The following is an 18,378-nucleotide window of genomic DNA, read 5'->3' as shown; positions in this document are numbered from 1 at the left end:
TGCGGGCGGTGGCGATCAGTCGGGCGTGTCGAGCTGCCTCGCCGGGTGGGCCTGATGGAAGGCCGGGTGCTGCTCGGCCAGGGCGGCCACCCGGCGAATGCGCGGGTAGCCGCCGAGGTCGATGTTGAAACGCTCGGCCGCGTACAACTGCGGGATCAGGTAGACGTCGGCCAGGCCGGGTGTCGCCCCGAAGCAGAAGCCCTCATCGCCGATCAGTTGCTCCACCGCCGCCAGCCCCTGGCTGATCCAGTGACCGATCCACTGGTTGACCTGGCCCTCGTCGTGCCCCAACTGACGCAGCTGGTTGAGCACGCTGACGTTGTGCAACGGGTGGATATCGCAACCGATGATCGCCGCCACGCCGCGCACCCTGGCCCGGGCTTCGGGCGCACGGGGCAGCAGTGGCGTTTGCGGGAAGGCTTCCTCCAGGTATTCGATGATCGCCGGCGACTGCACCAGCAACTCGCCAGCATCAGTACGCAGGGCCGGCACCCGCCCTTGCGGATTGAGCGCCAGGTAGTCCGCGCCGCGCTGCTCGCCCTTGAGCAGGTTTACCGGCAGGGCCTGGTAATCCAGGCCCTTGAGCGCCAGGGCGATGCGCACCCGATACGAAGAGGTGGAGCGGTAGTAGGTGAACAGTTCCATCGCCCTGCCCTCCTCAGCCGGCCGCGACGATGGTGCCACGGCATTCGCCGAAGCCGATGCTGGCCACGCCATCGCGCACGCAACGGGCGCGCAGGATGATCTCGTCGCCGTCCTCGAGGAACTTGCGCACTTCGCCGCTGGCCAGTTCCACCGGGTGCTTGCCGCCTTCGGTGATCTCCAGCAGGCTGCCGAACGAGCCTGGCGCCGCGCCCGACAGGGTGCCCGAGCCGAACAGGTCGCCCGGTTGCAGCTGGCAGCCGTTGACGCTGTGGTGGGCGACCATCTGTGCCACGGTCCAGTACATGCTGCGGGTGCTGCTCAACGTGAGGCGATGCGCCGGCAGGTTCTGCTCGCGCATGCGTTCGGTCAGCAGCAGCACTTCCAGTTCGATGTCGAAGGCGCCGGCGGCCTGGTCGCGCTTGTCCAGCAGGTACGACAGCGGCTGCGGGTCACCCTCCGGACGGGCCGGCTGGGCGCAGCGGAACGGCTCCAGGGCCTCGGCGGTGACCACCCACGGCGACACCGTGGTGATGAAGCTCTTGGACAGGAACGGGCCCAGCGGCTGGTACTCCCAGGCCTGGATATCGCGTGCCGACCAGTCGTTGAGCAGGCAGTAGCCGGCCACGTGTTCGGCGGCGTCACCGATCGGGATTGGCTGGCCCATGTCGTTGCCCTGGCCAATCCAGATGCCCAGTTCCAGCTCGTAGTCCAGGCGCGCGCAAGGGCCGAAGCTCGGTTCGGTCTGGCCCGCCGGCAGGGTCTGGCCCTTGGGGCGGCGCACGTCGGTGCCGGACGGGCGGATGGTCGAGGCGCGGCCGTGGTAGCCGATCGGCACGTGCTTGTAGTTGGGCAGCAGCGGATTGTCCGGGCGGAACAGCTTGCCGACGTTCTTGGCGTGCTCGATGCCGACGTAGAAGTCGGTGTAGTCACCGATCTTCGCCGGCAGGTGCAGTTGGCATTCATCAGCCGGGTACAGCGCGGCCTTCATGGCCGCCTGGTGCTCGCTGCCCTCGCCCAGCAGTGCCAGCAGGCGCTCGCGCAAGGCGACACGGGCCTCGCGGCCAAGGGCGAAGAAGGCATTCAGCGCACCACCGACGGTGGCTTCGACGGCAGCCTTGGCCGCCCCCTCGAACAACCCGGCGGCCAGCACGGCCTCGAGGTCGAGGATCGCGTCGCCGATGGCCACGCCGCAACGTGGCGCCTGCCCTGGGCGGCTGAAGATGCCCAGGGGCAGGTTCTGCAACGGGAAGTCGCGGTGCCCGTTGGCGTGCTCGACCCAGCTACGGGCAATGGCGGTGTGGTTCATCGGTTATCTCCGGTTCGGGTTGAAGGTGCTCGGCAAGGTGGCCCAGCAACTATCGTAGTCGGCCTGCAACTGCGGGCTTTCGAGGGCCTGGCGGCTCGGGCGCAGCACCTGGCTGGTCTCGAACATGAAGGCCATGGTGTTGTCGATCTTGTGCGGCGCCAGGTCCACCGAGATGGCCTTGTCGCAGGTCTCGGCGTCGGGGCCGTGGGCGCTCATCACCCCATGCAGCGAAGCGCCGCCGGGCAGGAAGCCTTCGGCCTTGGCGTCGTAGGCGCCCTGGATCAGGCCCATGAACTCGTTCATCAGGTTGCGGTGGAACCATGGTGGACGGAAGGTGTTCTCGGCCACCATCCAGCGCGGCGGGAAGATCACGAAGTCCATGTTGGCCATGCCATGCACGCTAGTGGGCGAGGTCAGCACGGTGAAGATCGACGGGTCGGGGTGGTCGAAGCTGACCGTGCCGATGGTGTTGAAGCGGCGCAGGTCGTATTTGTACGGCACGTTGCTGCCGTGCCAGGCGACCACGTCCAGGGGCGAGTGCTGCAGCTCGCAGGCCCAGTGTTCGCCGAGGAACTTCTGCACCAGCTGCACAGGGCCGGCGCTCTCTTCGTAATGGGCGACTGGGGTGAGGAAGTCACGCGGGTTGGCCAGGCCATTGCTGCCGATCGGGCCAAGGTCCGGGATGCGCAGCGGCGCGCCGTGGTTCTCGGCAATATAGCCCCGGGCCTGGGCATCGAGCAGTTCGACCCGGAACTTCATGCCCCGCGGGATCACCGCAATCTCCAGCGGCTCGACCTCAAGCACGCCCAGTTCGGTGGCGATGCGCAGGCGGCCTTGCTCGGGCACCAGCAGCAACTCGCCGTCGGCATTGAAGAACACCCGCTCCATGGAACGGTTGGCGCGGTAGATATAGATACTCACGCCGGCCGGTTTTTCCGATGCCGAGTTGGCCACCATTGGCAGCCAGCCGTCGATGAAGTCGGTCGGTTCGGAAGGAATCGGTTGCGGGCTCCAACGCAGGCGGTTGGGATTGACGCCTCCCAACGGCCCGGTCAGCGGCTGGCGCTCCAGGCGCTCGAAGCGCGGGTGCAGGGCCGAGGGGCGAATGCGGTACAGCCAGGTACGGCGCAATTCGCTGCGGGTCATGGTGAACGCAGTGCCCGACAGCAGCTCGGCGTACAGGCCATAGGGAGTCTTCTGCGGCGAGTTCTGCCCGACCGGCAGGGCGCCGGGCAGGGCTTCACTGGCGAATTCGTTGCCGAAGCCGCTCAGGTACTTGAGTTCAGGGGATGTGTCGCGGGTCATCGGTGCCTCCGGGCTGCTGGGAGCCGTTTCGGGCAGCTGGCTGCGGAGCCCGATCCTGAAACCGGCACCAAGGGCGGCAGCGCGTCTGCATTGTTTTTATCGTAATCAGATTACGAATAACGTAATTTGCCCGCGCGCAGGCGTCAAGCTATAAAGGCGCCACCCCATGAAATCTGCATAGAAGTCCCCCATGGCCAAAGCCAGCAGCACCGACAACGGCAAACAGAAGGTCCGCTCGGCGGAAGTCGGCACCGACATCCTCAAGGCCCTGGCCGAACTTTCTCCCTCCACCTCGCTGTCGCGCCTGGCCGAACATGTCGACATGCCGGCGAGCAAGGTACACCGCTACCTGCAGGCGCTGATCGCCAGCGGCTTCGCCGAACAGGACCCGGCCACCAACCACTACGGGCTGGGGCGCGAGGCGTTGCGAGTGGGCATGGCGGCCCTGGGCAGCATCGATGTGCTGAAGGTGGCGGCGCTGCCACTGTCGCAATTGCGCGACGAGCTCAACGAAAGCTGCTTTATCGCCGTGTGGGGCAACCAGGGCGCGACCGTGGTGAGCATCGAGCCGGCGGTGCGGGCGGTGACGGTGGTGACCCAGATCGGCTCGGTGCTGCCGTTGCTCAGCTCGTCCACCGGGCTGGTGTTCGCCGCGCACCTGCCCGAGCGCGAGACCGTGGAGCTGCGCGACCGGGAACTGGCAGCGCTCGGTCAGACGGCGGACGACTATGCCGCCCTGCTCGAACAGATCCGCCAGCGCGGCCTGCACCATGTGCACGGTTTGCTGATGCCGGGGGTGGACGCGCTGTCTGCGCCGGTGTTCAACGCCATGGGCCAGGTCGCCGCAGTGATGACCGTGGTCGGTCCGACCTCGATCTTCCACGCCGACGAGCACGGCCCGGCCGCCCGGCGCCTGCTGGCCGCCACCCAGGCGACCAGCTGGCGAATGGGATACGGCGCGGATCAGTGAAAGGGCTTACAAAGCATTACGGACTTTTCCTGCGAGAGCGGCCTATAGTCCGCCTCGCACTTTTACTCGAAACGTAAAGGTGAATGTCATAAGCGGCTATTTTTCCCACGGGATCATGCGCTTATTCTGATCTCACTGGCCGGCACGAAGGGCTCTCCCCCCTGCTTTTCGCGCCCGCCCAGGTTCACCGACGTTGATTTTGAAGCTCCTTGATCTAACGTCTCGATTGGCCGCTGCGATTGCAGCGGCCTTTTTTATTTCTGCAAGAATCGCAAGGTAGGCGCCAATCAACCCAACGGATACTTCTGCAGGTTCGCCATCATCTGCTGCAACGCCTGCAGGCTGTCCTGCGGGTGCTGCGCGCCCTCAAAATCACCGATCCGCGCCCAGTTGTCCGCCACCTGCTCGGGGGTGAACCCTTCACGCGGATCGAAGCCCACGCCCTGGCTACGCTCCCAGCGCACCTTGCCCACCCAGCCGCCGCCCACCTCGAACAATTCGCCGCTGTCCTGGCACTGCTCGCTGCCCAGGTACACCACCAACGGGCTGATCAGCTCGGGCTGCAGACGCTCGAACACCTGCGGCGGGATCAGCCCCTCGGTCATGCGCGTGCCACCGGTCGGGGCGATGGCGTTGACCAGGATGCCGTGCTTGCGGCCCTCGATGGCCAAGGTCCGGGTCAGCCCGTAGAGGCCGAGCTTGGCCATGCCGTAGTTGGCCTGGCCGAAATTACCGTAGATGCCCGAAGTGGACGAAGTGAAGATCACCCGCCCCCAGTTCTGTGCCCGCAGATGCGGCCAGGCCGCGTGGGTAACCTTGTAGGCGCCTTCGACGTGCACGCGGTAGACCAGCTCCCAGTCGCTGTCTTCCATCTTGTGGAAGGTCTTGTCACGCAGGATGCCGGCGTTGTTGACCAGCACATCGACCCGGCCGAAGGTGTCCAGGGCCTGCTCGACGATACGCGCGCCATCGGTGACCGAGTCATGGTTGGCGACCGCCGAGCCGCCCGCGGCGCGGATCTCCGCCACCACGCGGTCGGCCGCCGAGGCGTTGGCGCCTTCACCATGTGTAGACCCACCCAGGTCGTTGACCACCACGTGGGCGCCGCGCGCGGCGAACAGCAGCGCATGGGCCCGGCCCAGGCCGCCACCGGCCCCCGTGACGATCACCACTCGATCCTGCAGACGTACTGGTTCGCTCATGCTCAAGGCTCCTGGCAATGAAGGGATGCAACGCAGTCTCCGCCAGCCGCCGGGGCCGGGCAATCAAGCGCACCGTGGCGAATGCCGCTTGATAACGCCCGGCGATGATCGCCCGGTCAGGACCAGGCGACCTTCAGTGGTACATAGCTCATCGGTTGTTCACGAAAGGCCAGGTAGTGGCGCAGCACCTGCACCGGTGCCTCGGTGTGCGGGTAATGGCCGATGCCCTGCAGCACCACGGTGTCCGGATCCGGGACGATTTCCCGGTAGCGCTCGACCATGTGCGCGCCGGACAAAGGATCGACCGCGCCATTGATGAAGCGCAGCGGCACGCCCGGGCGTTGCAGCGCGGCGACCCAGCGTTCGCGCTGGGCCCGGCGCTCCGGCAGGAAGCTGACCAGCTTGTGCAGTATCCGTGGGCCACGATTGGAAGCTATCAGGCTCCAGTAGTCATCCAGGGCGCTCTCGCTGGGATGGGTGCACGGGCCATAGACCTGGGTGACGTTGCGCACCAGGTCGTCGCGCCCGAACGAGCGCCCGACCAGCCAGCCCAGGCGGCTGAGCAGCAGCTTCTGGACCAGCAGCACCCGGCAGCTCTCGGGGAACAGCCCGCTGTTGAGGAACACGCAACTGGCCACCTGGAGCCGCTGTTCGTGGTGCCGGGCCAGCAGCTCCTGGGCAACGCTGCCGCCGTAGTCGTGGGCCAGCAGGTGCACCGGCTGGTCGATATGCAGGTGCGCCAGCAAGGCCTGCTGCAGGTCGGCCTGTTCGAGCAGGCTGTAGTCGTGGTCCGCAGGCTTGGCCGAATCGCCGAAGCCAAGCATGTCGCAGGCCACCACGCGAAAACGCTGGGTAAGGGGTGCCCACAGGTAGTGCCAATCCCAGCTGGCCGTGGGGAAACCGTGAAGCAATAGCAGGGGCTCTCCTTGCCCTGCCGTCCAGTAGCGGATGCTCTGGCCCCGGAAAGTGAAACCCTGGCTCCGGGTGCGCCAGACGCACAATGGAATTTCGGCCAGTGGCATCACGGTCGTCCCGGTGGATAAGTGTCGGAAGAGGGCAAGGCTGCGTTCATTGCATGTCACCTCGGCACATACATGTGCTCTCTATGTCGAGGCTCAGTCTAGAGGCCTATACGAAGGTGATAAGTCGCCTTGGCAGCCAGCCTGATGACCGTGCGAGTCAGTGGCATGAACGGTCAGACCAGCATCACCAGCAACGGCGCGGCCAACAGGTTGAGCAGCCCGGTCAGGACCATGACCAGGCCGGCCACCGAGCCTTCCTCGCGCCCGACTTCCTGGGCGCGGCTCACCCCCGCGCCATGGGCGCCGACACCGAACAGAGCACCCCGTGCCAGCGGTGTGCGCAAGGGCAGCCAACGCAGGAGAATGCCGCCGAACATCGCCCCGAGCACCCCGGTAAACATCACGAACACCGCCGTCAGCTCCGGCACGCCGCCCAGGTCCTGGGCCACGGGCATGGCGAACGGTGTGGTGATCGAGCGCGGCAGCAACGACAGGCTGACCGCATCGTCCAGCGCGAGCAGGTGCGCCAGCGCCCAGGAGCTGCCGATGGAAGCTACGCTGCCGGCGAGCATGCCGACCAGCAGCGCCGGCCAGTGCCGCGCCAGCAGTGCCCGTTGTTGCCAGATCGGCACGGCGAAGGCGACGGTAACCGGGCCCAGCACGCCCATCAGCCAATGCGTGTTGCGGGCGTATTCGGCGTAGGCGGTGTGCAGCGGCACGGCCACCGCCAGCAGCAAGGCCGGCACCAGGATCAGCGGCGACAGCAGGTAGCGTCCGCTGCGCCGGTACAGCCAGCGGCTGCCCAGGTAGGCGCCCAGGGTCAGGGCCAGCCAGAACAGCGGCATGGGTTCAAGGCTCATGGCGCAGCCTCCAACGGCACACCAGCTCGACGGTGACCGCGGTGACCACCATCACCAGCAGGGTGCTCAGCGCGATCACCAGCAGGATGCGCCAGCCCTCGCTGCGCAGCAGGCTGCCGTAGTCCAGCAGGCTCATCAGCGCGGGAATGAAGAACAGCAGCATCTCGGCCATCAGCCAGCCGGCACCCAGTTGCAGCGTGGCGGGTTTGAGCAGGCCAGTGGCGAACAGTGCCAGCAGCAGGGCCAAGCCCATCACACCACCAGGAATCGGCCAGCCAAGCCAGGCGGCCATCTGGCCACCGATCAGGAACAGCGCCAGCAACACCGTCAGCTCGGCGAGCAGGCGCAAGGTCTTTTTCAATAATGCAGGATTCATGGGCGGGAGTTCCTCGACAACGAGCCCATTGTAAAAGTCGGCCCCCTAGGCCAGAAGCGAATTGTTAGACTGACAGCCATTCCAAAAAGGAATCCGGCATACATGGAATTCAAACAGCTGCGCAGTTTCATCGAAGTCGTCCACAAAGGCGGCTTCACCCAGGCGGCGGGTACCCTGCACGTCAGCCAATCAGCGGTGAGCAAGCAGGTCGCCCAGTTGGAACAGGACATCGGCCAGCCGCTGCTGGAACGCCAGGGCTCACAGTTGCTGCTGACTGCCGCCGGGCGCATCGTTCTGGAGCGCGGCGAGGCGCTGCTGCGCCAACGCCAGGAACTGCTGAGCGAACTGGACGACCTCAGCCAGATGGCCCGCGGCGAATTGCGCCTGGGCCTGCCGCTGCTGGGTAGCGATGCGCTGTTCGCCGGATTGTTCGCCGAGTACCGGCGACGCCATCCGAATATCTCGATCCAGCTGCTCGAAGGCGGTAGCCGCATGGTCGAGCAAGCCGTCAAGAGTGGCGAGTTGGAGCTGGGCGGCAGCCTGACGCCGAACGATCCGGCGTTCGACTACCAGCCGTTCTGCAATGAACCACTGGAAGCCTTGCTGCCCGCCGGGCACCCGCTGGCCGGGCAGGTCGACGTCGCCCTGGCACAGCTGGCCGACACGCCGTTTCTGCTGTACCAGCGCAGTTTCGTGCTCAACGATCGATTGCTCAGCGCCTGCCAGCAGGAAGGCTTCACGCCCAAGGAGGGTGGGCGTAGCGGCCAGGCAGACTTTCTTGCCGCATTGGTGGCGGCCGGGCAAGGCGTGGTGCTGCTGCCGGCGATCGTCGCACGGGCACTGGAACGACCCGGGGTGGTGCGCTTGCCGTTGCGGGCGCCGGAGTACCTGCGTTGGGACATCGCCTTCATCTGGCGACGCGGGGCTTATCTGTCGCGGGCGGCGCAGGCGTGGCTGGCATTGTTGCGTGAAGACTCAGGCATGCATTGAGGCGACCGGCCCTGTCGCGGGGCCGGCCCAGGCAAAATCAGCCTTTCAGCACAGCCGCGAACTCCGCCAGCCACGGCTCGGCATCGGTCTCTGGTGTCACGGTCTCACTGGCATCGAGTCGCAGCATCGGCAGCACTTCGTTCACCCCCAGCTCGGCAAACAACTCGCGCATCTGCTCGCCGCCGCCGCAATAGGTATCGCCGTAGCTCGAATCGCCCAGGCCGATCACCGCCCCTGGCAAGCCGCGCCAGGCCGCCGGCAGCACATCGCGGATCGTGCTGTACAGCGGCATCAGGCTGTCGGGCAGCTCGCCCATGCCGGTGGTCGAGGTCACCGCCAGCAACGCGTCGGGGCCAAAGCCCTCGATGTCCTGCAGGGTGGCGCGTGCCGCGTGCCAGGCTTCAAGGCCGGCAGCCTTGAGCAGCGACTCGGCGTGGCGGGCGACTTCGTCGGCGGTGCCGTACACCGAACCGGAAATAATGGCGACTTTCATCGGGTGAGGATTCCGAAACTGAGTGAAAACGTAGGATACTAGCACTCGACAGTGGCAAAAGGCCGCCTCCGGCTAAAGTCACAGGCTTCAGGATTATCCGACGAATGACCGGAACGAAGCGGATTGACCACTGTCCACCACCGTGAAGAAATCGCCGTTACCGATCGCCCCTTCGAGTCAGACCATGCAAGCAGACGCCCTACTCTCCCAGGACGAACTGGATTTCATCCAGGACATGCAGCATTCGCCCCAACTGAACCTGGCCGACCCCATGTCGAGCCTGCTGGTCAATGGCGACCGTCGTCTCAAGGACCTGCTCACCCGCCTGGTGGCCAACGAGCAGGTGACGCTGCAGGCCAGCTTCAACAACCAGCAGTTGAGCTTCCCCCTGCAACTGGTCGAGGATGAATTCCACGCCCTGCACCTGCAACTGGGCTCGCCGGACATCTACGAGGACGGCCCCATGCTGCGGCCCTGGCGCCTTTCGCTGCAGCAGCCGATCGCGTTGCTGGACGATCACGGCCAGGCCAGCGACCTGTGGGTACGCGACATTTCCTTCAAAGGTGTGCTGCTGGAAGTGCGCGGTGGGGCTGAAGCCCCTGCGCAATTCAACCTGCGCTTCGCCGCCGAGGACATCCCGCCGATCGGCCTGCACGGCGCGCTGCGCCGGCGCATCGGCCCGCGCCTCGCCGCCTACGACCTGACCCACACTCCGGCCGAAGAGGTCGAGCGCCTGCGCGAGTACATCCTCCAGGCCCACCGCAAGGCCCACCCCGAGCTGCACGCCCAGGCACCCAACACCTTCTGACGACCGTCCAGCCATTGAAACTGACCGGTCATGATTGATCGGCGATAATCCGTGCCCGATTCTTGCAAGTCCGCCTGCGCCGCCCATCACCCCGGGCCGTAAGCCAGGGGCCGGCTACCCGCCAGCCCCGTCGTCAGGAGATACACGATGTCTACCCCACCCGTCACCTTGATGGTGTCGCGCCGCGCCGCCTGCGGCCGCTACCAGGACCTGCTGGCCTGGCTGCACGAAGGCGAACAGTTGGCCACCGACTTTCCCGGCTACCTGGGCTCGGGCATCCTCGCCCCGCCGAGCGAGGGCGACGAATTCCAGATCATCTTCCGCTTCGCCAGCGAACAGACCATGCACGCCTGGGAGCATTCCGCCTCGCGCAGGGCCTGGTTGGAACGCGGCAACGGCCTGTTCAAGCGCCCCAAAGAGAGGCGCGTGAGCGGTATCGACGACTGGTTCGGCACCAATACAGTGCAAAAACCACCACGCTGGAAGCAGGCAACGGCCATCTGGCTGGCGTTCTTTCCGGTTTCGCTACTGTTCAACCTGCTGTTCGGCCACTGGCTGGCGCCACTCGACCTGCTGCCTCGAGTGCTGCTCAGTACCCTGGCCCTGACGCCATTGATGGTGTACCTGTTCATCCCGCTGTCCACCCGGTTGCTGGCCGGCTGGCTCAACGCCACGCCACGCGCCGCCACCGCGCGTTCCCAGGGGCTGCGCAGCCGCTGAGGCACGGGCTCGCAAGGCCGCGCAGTTCGGGTATGCTGGGGCATCACGCACGGACAGACGAACAGACCGCCCGAACATGAACAGCCCAATCCTCATCACCGGCGCCAGCCAGCGCGTCGGCCTGGCCCTGGCCATGGAGCTAGCCCAGGCCGGCCATACGGTGGTCAGCGCCAGCCGCACCTTGCAGGGGCAGGCTGCCCACCCGAACATCCGGCAGTTCCAGGCCGACCTGACCCGCAGCGAAGACCGCCAGGCCCTGATCGAGCACCTGCAACGTGAGTACGACGGCCTGCGCGCGATCATCCACAATGCCTCGCTGTGGCTCGACGATGGCCTGGACAACCTCGACACCATGTTCCGCCTGCACGTCGAGGCGCCCTACCACCTCAACCTCGCCCTCGGCGAGCTGCTGAACAAGGTGGACAAGGCCGACATCATCCACATCTGCGACGAGACCTCCTCGCGCGGCAGCAAGAGCCACATCGGCTATGCCGCGACCAAGGCCGCGCTGCAGAACATGGTGCTGTCGTTCGCCGAAAAGTACGCGCCCAAGGTGCGGGTCAACGGTATCCTGCCTGGCCTGCTGATCCTCAAGGAAGGCGGCGACGAGCAGTACCGCGAGCAGACCCTGAAAAAGGCCCTGCTCGAATTCGAACCCGGCGCCCGCCCACTGATCGACGCCGTGCTGTTCCTGCTGCAAAGCCAGTACAGCACCGGCAGCCAGGTGGTCATCAACGGTGGCCGCCATCTGAAGAACCGCATGACCTGAAGAGATCGCCCATGACCCCGCAACAACAGCTCGAACTCGAAGCCGCCGCGTTCCGGCGCCTGGTCGACCACCTGCAAAAACGTACCGACGTGCAGAACATCGACCTGATGAACCTTTCCGGTTTCTGCCGCAACTGCCTGTCCAAGTGGCTCAAGGCCGCCGCCGACGATCGCCAGATCGAGCTGAGCCTGGACGATGCCCGTGAGCAGGTGTACGGCATGCCCTATGCCGATTGGAAAGCCCAATACCAGAACGAAGCCAGCGCCGAGCAGAAAGCGGCGTTCGAACAAGGAAAACCGCGTGACTGACCTGAATACCCTGCGCAGCAGCCTCGCCAGCGGCGAACACGTTTTTGCCGACACCCTGGCCTTCATCGCCGCGAACTACAGCTACCAGCCCCAGGCCTTCGACAATGGCGACGTGCACAACGCCGCCGGGCAGAACGAAGGTTCGTGCAAGACCCTGGGCCTGGCGCTGCTCGAAGGGTTGAGCGACCAGGAGGCCCTGCTGGCCTTCGGTGAGCACTACCGTAGCGTGGTCGCCACGCCCGAGGGCAGCGACCATGGCAATATCCGTGCGCTGATCAAGCATGGGCTGGCCGGGGTGAAGTTCACCACCCAGCCACTTGCGCGCCTGGGCTGATAGCAGATGGGGCCGCTGTGCGGTCCCAACCGGACATCAACTGATGAGCCGGCCTGGTGTTCCAGCCTCAAGGCGCCCCTTCTGCAACCACTCCAGCGCAATCGGCCACAGCCTTTCACGAAACCGATCGTGAAAGAACGCGAAGTGCCCGATCTCCCCGACCGAGATATCCACAGGCGCCACCCGCAGATGCCGCCGCTCGCCCGTTTGCAGGTACCCCAACAATCGTTCAGTGGCCGCCACCGTGCCGAACGGATCGTCAGTCAGGCTGATGGCCAGGGTCGCCGCCTGTACCTGGGCAAATGGCGTAGCCGACAGTAGCCGCCCACTGGGCCGCTGCTCGTAACGCGGCGTACGGGCAACCCAATCGCGCACCACGCCGGCCGGAGTATCTTCCAGCCAGCCCAGGCGCTTGCCGGGGAAATAGCCGAACATCCGGGTCAACAGCGGCATCACCACGTGCCATTTGCCGAACAGCTGCCAGCGCTGCTCCGGCGCATAGTCGCGCCAGTAGGCGAACTGCGCGCCCACCAGCAGCGCATGGCGCACCTGCCCCGCCGACGGCGCCAACCCGAGCGCCCAACCGCCGAAGCTGTGGCCGACCACATGCATCGGCTGGCCTGGATGCTCGGCGGCGGCCAGTTGCAACATCGCTTCGAAGTCCAGCCGGCCCCAATCGCTCCAGGACGCCTGGAAACCGCGCAGCGTGGCCGGGCGCGACTCGCCGATGCCGCGATAATCGTAGGTGAGCACGTCAAAGCCCTGGGCGAACAGGTAGTCGGCGAAACGCGAGTAGTAGCGGCAACGCACCGAGGTGGCGGCGTTGATGATCACCAGTGGCCGCAGGGGGTCGGGTTCGGCGTGGCGCCAGCGAAATCCGCCGAGGCCATAGCCGTCGGCGGCGACATGACGAAAGGCACAGGCGGGTTGGGTAAGGCTGCTCATGGCGCGCTCCCTGCGGCGTCGCGCCATGCTGGCGGACGGGCTGTTGTCGTGCGCCAACGCTAGCAAAAAAATGCCCGAACAGCTCAAGTTCCTTGTAGGAGCGGCTTCAGCCGCGATCACCAGCGAAGCTGGTGCCATACACCACGTTGGCTTCATCGCGGCTGGAGCCGCTCCTACAAATCCTGTGCCCTCAGGTAGTGGGCAGCGCCCGCGCCACGCCCGGCTTGCGCAGCACTGCCAGGCGCGAGCCGTGGTAGCGGGTTTCGCGGAACAGCTTCCAGCGACCGAACAGGCCGTACACATGCATCACCCGGCCCTGCTCGTGGTAGCCCATGCGCAGGTGCAGTTTCATTGCTGGCACGTTGTGGGTCTCCACTACGTCCACCACCTTGTGGCAGCCCTTCTCGCGCATGGTGTTCCACAGCTCGACCTGGGCCGTCACCGACAACTCGCTGCCAAAGTACGGCCGCGTCATCTCGCCGCCGAACTCGAAGAACTCGCCGGGTTTCACCGGGAAGGTGCAACCGTAGTAATGCTTGTCGTGGTAATCGACCACGCTGGCCCAGATGAATGCCACGGCATCGCCCTGCTCATCCAGGTACATGTGCCCGGTATGGCCCTCGGCGGCCAGCTCGCGCATGGTCTCGACACGGTCGCCGAAATGTCGGGCAAAGGCATCGGCATTGGCCGTGGTGATCTGCACCAGGGTGACCGGCGTATGCGCCTTGAGGCTGTGCGGCGGCACCGGACTGATCAGGTCGCGCTCCATCCACAGCAGTTCCCAATGGAAAAACACGTAGCGCTCGAAAAAAGTCTTGAAGGTGCGCTTGAGGCCCTTCTGGCGGATGCGTTCTTGTAGTTTTTGCAGTACACCCATTGCTCCCTCCTCGGCGCCAGCGAAATTGCCAGGCCAATAGCTGGGGTATAGATCAGGCGGAGGGTGGCCATGGCAAAGGGCCAGCGAGGGATTTGTTTCAGAATATTAACAAGTCGTCGGCGGGAACCGCGCAGCCGTCATGAACGGCTGCGCGGTCAAGGACTTGCTTACAGCTCGACGCAGTCGAACCGTACGTCGGTGGCCACGTCTTCGTCGTAGTTGACGTCAGCGCGCTCGAAGCCGAACAGGTTGAGGAACTGCTTCTTGTAACCGGCGTAGTCGGTCAGCTCGAACAGGTTCTCGGTGGTCACTTTAGGCCACATCTCGCGGCAGGCGTTCTGCACGTCATCACGCAGCTCCCAGTCGTCCAGACGCAGACGGCCTTCGTCGTCCAGGGCAGCCGGCTCACCGTCCGCACGGTACATGCGGTCACGGAACATGCGATCCAGCTGGTGCTGGGTACCTTCGTGGATACCCTTCTCCTGCATGATCTTGAACACCATCGACAGGTACAGCGGCATCACCGGGATGGCCGAGCTGGCCTGGGTAACCACGGACTTGAGCACGGCCACGTTGGCACTGCCACCCACTTTGCCGGCCAGGCGCTGGGCGGTTTCGTCCAGGTCCTGCTTGGCCTTGCCCAGCGCGCCGTCCCAATAGATCGGCCAGGTGATGTCGGAGCCGATGTAGCTGAAGGCCACGGTACGGGCCTGTGGCGCCAGAACACCGGCGGCATTCAGGGCGTCGATCCACAGTTCCCAGTCCTGGCCACCCATCACGGTGACGGTATCGGCGATTTCCTGCTCGGTGGCCGGCTCGATGCTGGCCTCGATGATGGTGTCCTTGTTGGTGTCGATGGCGGTCGACTTGTACGGCTGGCCGATCGGCTTCAGGGCCGAGCGGATCACTTCACCGGTCTGCGGCAGCTTGCGCACCGGCGAGGCCAGGGAGTAGATGACCAGGTCGACCTGGCCGCCCATTTCGTTCTTGATCAGCTCGATGACCTTGGCGCGGGCTTCGTCGGAGAAGGCGTCACCGTTGATCGACTTGCTGTACAGGCCTTCGGCCTTGGCGAACTTGTCGAAGGCGGCGGCGTTGTACCAGCCAGCGGTGCCGGCCTTGGTCTCGGTGCCCGGTTTTTCGAAGAACACGCCCAGGGTGTCGGCCTTGAAGCCAAACGCCGCGGTGATGCGGGCGGCCAGGCCGTAGCCACTGGAGGCACCGATCACCAGGACTTTCTTCGGACCATCCTCGCGCACGCCCAGCTTGCGGGTGGCTTCGATCTGGTCACGGACGTTGAGCTCGCAGCCCTTGGGGTGAGTCGTGGTGCAGATGAAACCGCGAACCTTGGGATGAATGATGGCCAATGTCTGTACCTCGTCAGGTTTAGGCTGGGGCAGCGCCCGGATTCGGGGTGCTGCCGTTTGATCTAGAGGGTGAGACTACCCTCGCAAGTCATCCGACACATATTACGGGGTGATCGGAGCAATGAAAAACCGCAGCGGCTCTGACAAACGCTATACCTGCGCCAGCGCCGCCTTCAACCACCCCAGGAACTGCCGCGCCAACGGATCCTCCTGACTTTCCCAATGCACCAGGCAGCTCCACACCGGCCCGCGCACGCGCTGTACCGACAAGGACCGCAGGCGCCCTTCATCGACCATCCGCCGCGCCAGCAACTGACTGACCAGGGCGATCCCCAGCCCCTCGCCCGCCGCCTCCAGCAGCAACCCTGGGTCGGAGAAGTTCAGCCCCTTGCCTTGCTGCCCCACGTCCTCCCCGCCCTCCAGTTGCCAATGGCTCCAGTCCATCTCCCGCTCGCCATGCAGGGTGGTCCGCCCCTGCTCGGGCAGGTCCGGATGGCACGCCGGATACAGCTGATCCTGGTGCAGCACGGTGAAGCTGCATTCGGCCTGGGCGCCGATATCGTCGCGGATCGCCAGGTCGATGGTCTCGCTGGCCATGTCCGGCACCTCGAAACTGGTGAACAGCCACAGGTCCACTTCCGGGCAGCGCTGGTGGAAGTCCGCCAGGCGCGGCAGCAACCAGTGCCGGGCGAACGCCGGGGTGGTGTTGACCACCAGTTGGTTAGGCTTGCGGTACTGCTCCAGGCGGCGGATGCCCACCGCCAGTTGCTGCAACAAGGCCTGAGTGGTGCTGAGCAGATCGTGCCCGGCGTCGGTCAGGCTGACGCTACGGCCACTGCGGTGGAACAGCGGCTGTTCCAGGTAGCCCTCCAGGCTGCGGATCTGCTGGCTGATTGCCGACTGGGTGAGGTTCAGGGCCTCGGCGGCCTTGTGGAAGCTGCCCAGCCGGGCAGCGGCTTCGAAGCCGCGCAGGGCGTTGAGCGGGGGCCAATGCTTGAGCATGCTGATAAGCCTGACTAATCAGAAATACGCTAAATCTATCGTTTGTCGCCCCGAATTCCCAGTCATAACATGGACGACAACACCCGCGACGGCGGGCTTCGTTGATAACAATCCCTAATAGATCGGAGTTCACTATGACCCTGTCCCTCGACAGCGGCTGGCGCATGCCCGCCGAATGGGCCCGCCACGCCGCCACCTGGATGATCTGGCCACACAACCAACCGCTGTGGGAGTCGGGCTGGGGCGTGACCCTGGCCGACGTGCAGCGCGACTACGCCCGAGTGGCCGCCGCCATCGCCCGCTTCGAGCCGGTGAAGATGGTGGTCGATCCGTCGGCCATGGCCATCGCCCGCGAGCTGTGCGGCGCCGGTATCGAGCTGGTCGAGCTGGCCGTGGACGACAGCTGGTGCCGCGACAGCGGCCCGACCTTCCTGACCCACCCGCAACACGGCGTGGCGGGCCTGAGCTGGCGCTTCAACGCCTGGGGCGGCAAGTCCGAGCACGGCAAGGACCGCAGCCTGGCCCGGCGCATCCTCGATCACCTTGGCCTGGAAGGCCTGAGCACTCCGCTGTGCAACGAAGGCGGCGCCATCCATGTCGACGGCGAAGGCACCCTGATCACCACCGAATCGGTGCTGCTCAACCCCAACCGCAACCCGGGCCTGAGCAAGGCTGACTTCGAGGATTGCTTCGCCCGCCTGCTGGGCATCCGCAAGACCATCTGGCTGCCGGGCGACCCGCAGTACGTCACCGGCGACATGACCGACGGCCATGTCGATGGCGTGTGCGCCTTCGCCCACCCCGGCGTGCTGCTGGTCGACGCCACCCACGACCAGGGCTCGGTATATGCCGAAGTGGCCCGCGAAAACCGCCGCGCGCTGGAACTGGCCACGGACGCCCAGGGCCGTTCGTTCGAACTGCTCGACCTGTTCGAGGCCACCGCGGCCGTGGACACCGAAGCCGAAGTGTTCTGCGCCTCGTACACCAACTTCTACCTGGCCAACGGCGCGGTGATCATGCCGGCCTATGGCATCGACGCCGACCAGGCCGCCGCGCAGCAACTGGCCCTGGCCTTCCCCGGTCGCGAAGTGGTACCGGTGCGCATCGACCATATCGCCCACGGCGGTGGCGGCATCCACTGCATCACCCAGCAGCAGCCGGCCTGGCAGGGAGCCCGCCCATGAGCACGCTGCGCATCGCCACCACGCAGATGGCCTGCAGCTGGGACCTGCCCGCCAACCTCGACCACGCCGAACAACTGGTGCGCCAGGCCGCTGCCAAGGGTGCCCAGGTGATCCTGTTGCAGGAGTTGTTCGCCACCCCGTACTTCTGCATCGAGCAGTGCCACAGCCACCAGGCCCTGGCCCAGGACTACCACGACAGCCCGCTGCTCAAGCGCTTCGCCGCGCTGGCCAAGGAACTGGGCGTGGTCCTGCCGCTCAGCTGGTATGAACGGGCCGGCAACGCCTTCTTCAACTCACTGACCGTGGCCGATGCCGACGGGCGCCTGCTGGGTGTGTACCGCAAGACCCACATCCCCAACGCCATCGGCTACCAGGAAAAGGAGTACTTCAGCCCCGGCGACACCGGTTTCAAGGTCTGGGACACCGCCTTCGGTCGCCTGGGCATCGGCATCTGCTGGGACCAGTGGTTCCCCGAGACCGCCCGCTGCCTGGCGCTGATGGGCGCCGAAGTGCTGCTGTTTCCCACTGCGATCGGCTCGGAGCCTGGCGCCGCCGAACTGGATTCACGCGATCATTGGCAGATGGCCATGCGTGGCCATGCCGCCGCCAACCTGCTGCCAGTGGTGGCCGCCAACCGCGTCGGCCATGAAGTGGCGCATAGCGACGACAACCTGAGCATGCGCTTCTACGGCTCGTCGTTCATCTGCGACCACAAAGGCGCGATGCTGCAAGAGGCCGACCGTGACAGCAGCGGCGTCTGGCTGCACGACCTGGACTTGGCGCGCATGCGCGAAGACCGCCTGAGCTGGGGCATCTACCGCGACCGCCGCCCCGACATGTATGCGCCGCTGCTGACCCTTGACGGCCGTACCCCACAGACTGCGAGGGCCTGAAC

The 18,378-nt window shown here is 65.6% G+C and carries 21 protein-coding genes; 9 read left to right on the top strand and 12 right to left on the bottom strand.

What is annotated here, in order from left to right; genetic code table 11:
* Positions 1-15: 15 nt before the first annotated feature.
* From maiA to hmgA, 3 genes are read right to left on the bottom strand one after another with little or no spacing between them, the layout of a single operon-like run.
* A complete protein-coding gene (gene maiA / locus ACODS9_RS03055) occupies positions 16-645 on the bottom strand; it encodes a maleylacetoacetate isomerase (protein ID WP_401106563.1) in 630 nt (209 codons plus the stop codon).
* A gap of 13 nt (positions 646-658) precedes the next feature.
* Positions 659-1,951 carry a fumarylacetoacetase gene (gene fahA / locus ACODS9_RS03050; RefSeq protein WP_489093200.1) on the bottom strand — a complete coding sequence of 431 codons (1,293 nt, stop codon included), beginning with the start codon at positions 1,949-1,951 and terminating at the stop codon, positions 659-661.
* A gap of 3 nt (positions 1,952-1,954) precedes the next feature.
* Positions 1,955-3,256 carry a homogentisate 1,2-dioxygenase gene (hmgA, locus tag ACODS9_RS03045; RefSeq protein WP_489093199.1) on the bottom strand — a complete coding sequence of 434 codons (1,302 nt, stop codon included), beginning with the start codon at positions 3,254-3,256 and terminating at the stop codon, positions 1,955-1,957.
* 190 nt (positions 3,257-3,446) lie between these two features.
* Between hmgA and ACODS9_RS03040 the strand changes: the two genes are divergently transcribed.
* Positions 3,447-4,226: an IclR family transcriptional regulator gene (locus ACODS9_RS03040; protein ID WP_094010273.1), complete on the top strand. Its 780-nt coding sequence runs from the start codon at positions 3,447-3,449 to the stop codon at positions 4,224-4,226.
* 287 nt (positions 4,227-4,513) lie between these two features.
* Here ACODS9_RS03040 and ACODS9_RS03035 read toward each other — a convergent pair whose 3' ends face one another.
* The 4 genes from ACODS9_RS03035 to ACODS9_RS03020 all read right to left on the bottom strand — a co-directional run bounded on the left by ACODS9_RS03035 (position 4,514) and on the right by ACODS9_RS03020 (position 7,686).
* Positions 4,514-5,428 carry an SDR family oxidoreductase gene (locus tag ACODS9_RS03035; RefSeq protein ID WP_110604425.1) on the bottom strand — a complete coding sequence of 305 codons (915 nt, stop codon included), beginning with the start codon at positions 5,426-5,428 and terminating at the stop codon, positions 4,514-4,516.
* Between the two features lie 116 nt (positions 5,429-5,544).
* Positions 5,545-6,450: an alpha/beta fold hydrolase gene (locus tag ACODS9_RS03030; protein WP_046857091.1), complete on the bottom strand. Its 906-nt coding sequence runs from the start codon at positions 6,448-6,450 to the stop codon at positions 5,545-5,547.
* A 173-nt stretch (positions 6,451-6,623) separates the two neighbouring features.
* Positions 6,624-7,310 (bottom strand): LrgB family protein, encoded by a 687-nt coding sequence (locus ACODS9_RS03025; protein WP_046857092.1) that lies wholly within the window; start codon positions 7,308-7,310, stop codon positions 6,624-6,626.
* On the bottom strand, positions 7,300-7,686 hold the full coding sequence (locus ACODS9_RS03020; protein WP_489093198.1) for a CidA/LrgA family protein: 387 nt from the start codon (positions 7,684-7,686) through the stop codon (positions 7,300-7,302). Before ACODS9_RS03020 ends, ACODS9_RS03025 begins: the two co-directional genes overlap by 11 nt.
* Before the next feature lie 102 nt (positions 7,687-7,788).
* Between ACODS9_RS03020 and ACODS9_RS03015 the strand changes: the two genes are divergently transcribed.
* Complete coding sequence (locus ACODS9_RS03015; RefSeq protein WP_401106548.1) at positions 7,789-8,676, top strand: LysR family transcriptional regulator; 888 nt, start codon at positions 7,789-7,791, stop codon at positions 8,674-8,676.
* A 37-nt stretch (positions 8,677-8,713) separates the two neighbouring features.
* On the opposite strand, the gene ACODS9_RS03010 is transcribed toward ACODS9_RS03015, so the two are convergent.
* Entirely contained in the window at positions 8,714-9,169 is a 456-nt protein-coding gene (locus tag ACODS9_RS03010) for a flavodoxin (RefSeq protein WP_401106546.1), read from the bottom strand.
* A 184-nt stretch (positions 9,170-9,353) separates the two neighbouring features.
* Here ACODS9_RS03010 and ACODS9_RS03005 point away from each other — a divergent pair, with 184 nt between their 5' ends.
* The 5 genes from ACODS9_RS03005 to ACODS9_RS02985 all read left to right on the top strand — a co-directional run bounded on the left by ACODS9_RS03005 (position 9,354) and on the right by ACODS9_RS02985 (position 12,108).
* A complete protein-coding gene (locus ACODS9_RS03005; protein WP_489093197.1) occupies positions 9,354-9,977 on the top strand; it encodes a hypothetical protein in 624 nt (207 codons plus the stop codon).
* A 147-nt stretch (positions 9,978-10,124) separates the two neighbouring features.
* The gene (locus ACODS9_RS03000; RefSeq protein ID WP_489093196.1) at positions 10,125-10,697 is read left to right on the top strand and encodes an antibiotic biosynthesis monooxygenase; all 573 of its coding nucleotides are present in this window, start codon (positions 10,125-10,127) and stop codon (positions 10,695-10,697) included.
* Positions 10,698-10,773: 76 nt separating this feature from the next.
* The gene (folM, locus tag ACODS9_RS02995) at positions 10,774-11,466 is read left to right on the top strand and encodes a dihydromonapterin reductase (protein WP_489093195.1); all 693 of its coding nucleotides are present in this window, start codon (positions 10,774-10,776) and stop codon (positions 11,464-11,466) included.
* An 11-nt stretch (positions 11,467-11,477) separates the two neighbouring features.
* Complete coding sequence (locus tag ACODS9_RS02990) at positions 11,478-11,774, top strand: DUF1244 domain-containing protein (RefSeq protein WP_023630529.1); 297 nt, start codon at positions 11,478-11,480, stop codon at positions 11,772-11,774.
* Positions 11,767-12,108 carry a HopJ type III effector protein gene (locus ACODS9_RS02985; protein ID WP_023630528.1) on the top strand — a complete coding sequence of 114 codons (342 nt, stop codon included), beginning with the start codon at positions 11,767-11,769 and terminating at the stop codon, positions 12,106-12,108. The genes ACODS9_RS02990 and ACODS9_RS02985 overlap by 8 nt, the downstream gene beginning before the upstream one ends.
* 36 nt (positions 12,109-12,144) lie before the next feature.
* Here ACODS9_RS02985 and ACODS9_RS02980 read toward each other — a convergent pair whose 3' ends face one another.
* The 4 genes from ACODS9_RS02980 to ACODS9_RS02965 form a co-directional block, all read right to left on the bottom strand.
* A complete protein-coding gene (locus ACODS9_RS02980) occupies positions 12,145-13,053 on the bottom strand; it encodes an alpha/beta hydrolase family protein (RefSeq protein ID WP_489093194.1) in 909 nt (302 codons plus the stop codon).
* Between the two features lie 190 nt (positions 13,054-13,243).
* A complete protein-coding gene (locus tag ACODS9_RS02975) occupies positions 13,244-13,930 on the bottom strand; it encodes a GNAT family N-acetyltransferase (protein ID WP_401106534.1) in 687 nt (228 codons plus the stop codon).
* A gap of 167 nt (positions 13,931-14,097) precedes the next feature.
* The gene (gene fabV / locus ACODS9_RS02970) at positions 14,098-15,297 is read right to left on the bottom strand and encodes an enoyl-ACP reductase FabV (protein ID WP_046857100.1); all 1,200 of its coding nucleotides are present in this window, start codon (positions 15,295-15,297) and stop codon (positions 14,098-14,100) included.
* A gap of 150 nt (positions 15,298-15,447) precedes the next feature.
* On the bottom strand, positions 15,448-16,299 hold the full coding sequence (locus ACODS9_RS02965) for a LysR substrate-binding domain-containing protein (RefSeq protein WP_401106528.1): 852 nt from the start codon (positions 16,297-16,299) through the stop codon (positions 15,448-15,450).
* 134 nt (positions 16,300-16,433) lie between these two features.
* Between ACODS9_RS02965 and ACODS9_RS02960 the strand changes: the two genes are divergently transcribed.
* Positions 16,434-17,483, top strand: a complete 1,050-nt coding sequence (locus tag ACODS9_RS02960; RefSeq protein WP_489093193.1) for an agmatine deiminase family protein — start codon at positions 16,434-16,436, stop codon at positions 17,481-17,483.
* The gene (gene aguB / locus ACODS9_RS02955) at positions 17,480-18,376 is read left to right on the top strand and encodes an N-carbamoylputrescine amidase (RefSeq protein ID WP_489093192.1); all 897 of its coding nucleotides are present in this window, start codon (positions 17,480-17,482) and stop codon (positions 18,374-18,376) included. Before ACODS9_RS02960 ends, aguB begins: the two co-directional genes overlap by 4 nt.
* Positions 18,377-18,378: the final 2 nt, after the last annotated feature.

It is taken from the genome of Pseudomonas sp. FG36, from assembly GCF_057809275.1.
Note: the sequence above shows the minus strand (reverse complement) of the source record. Positions and strands in the feature narration are given on the sequence as shown.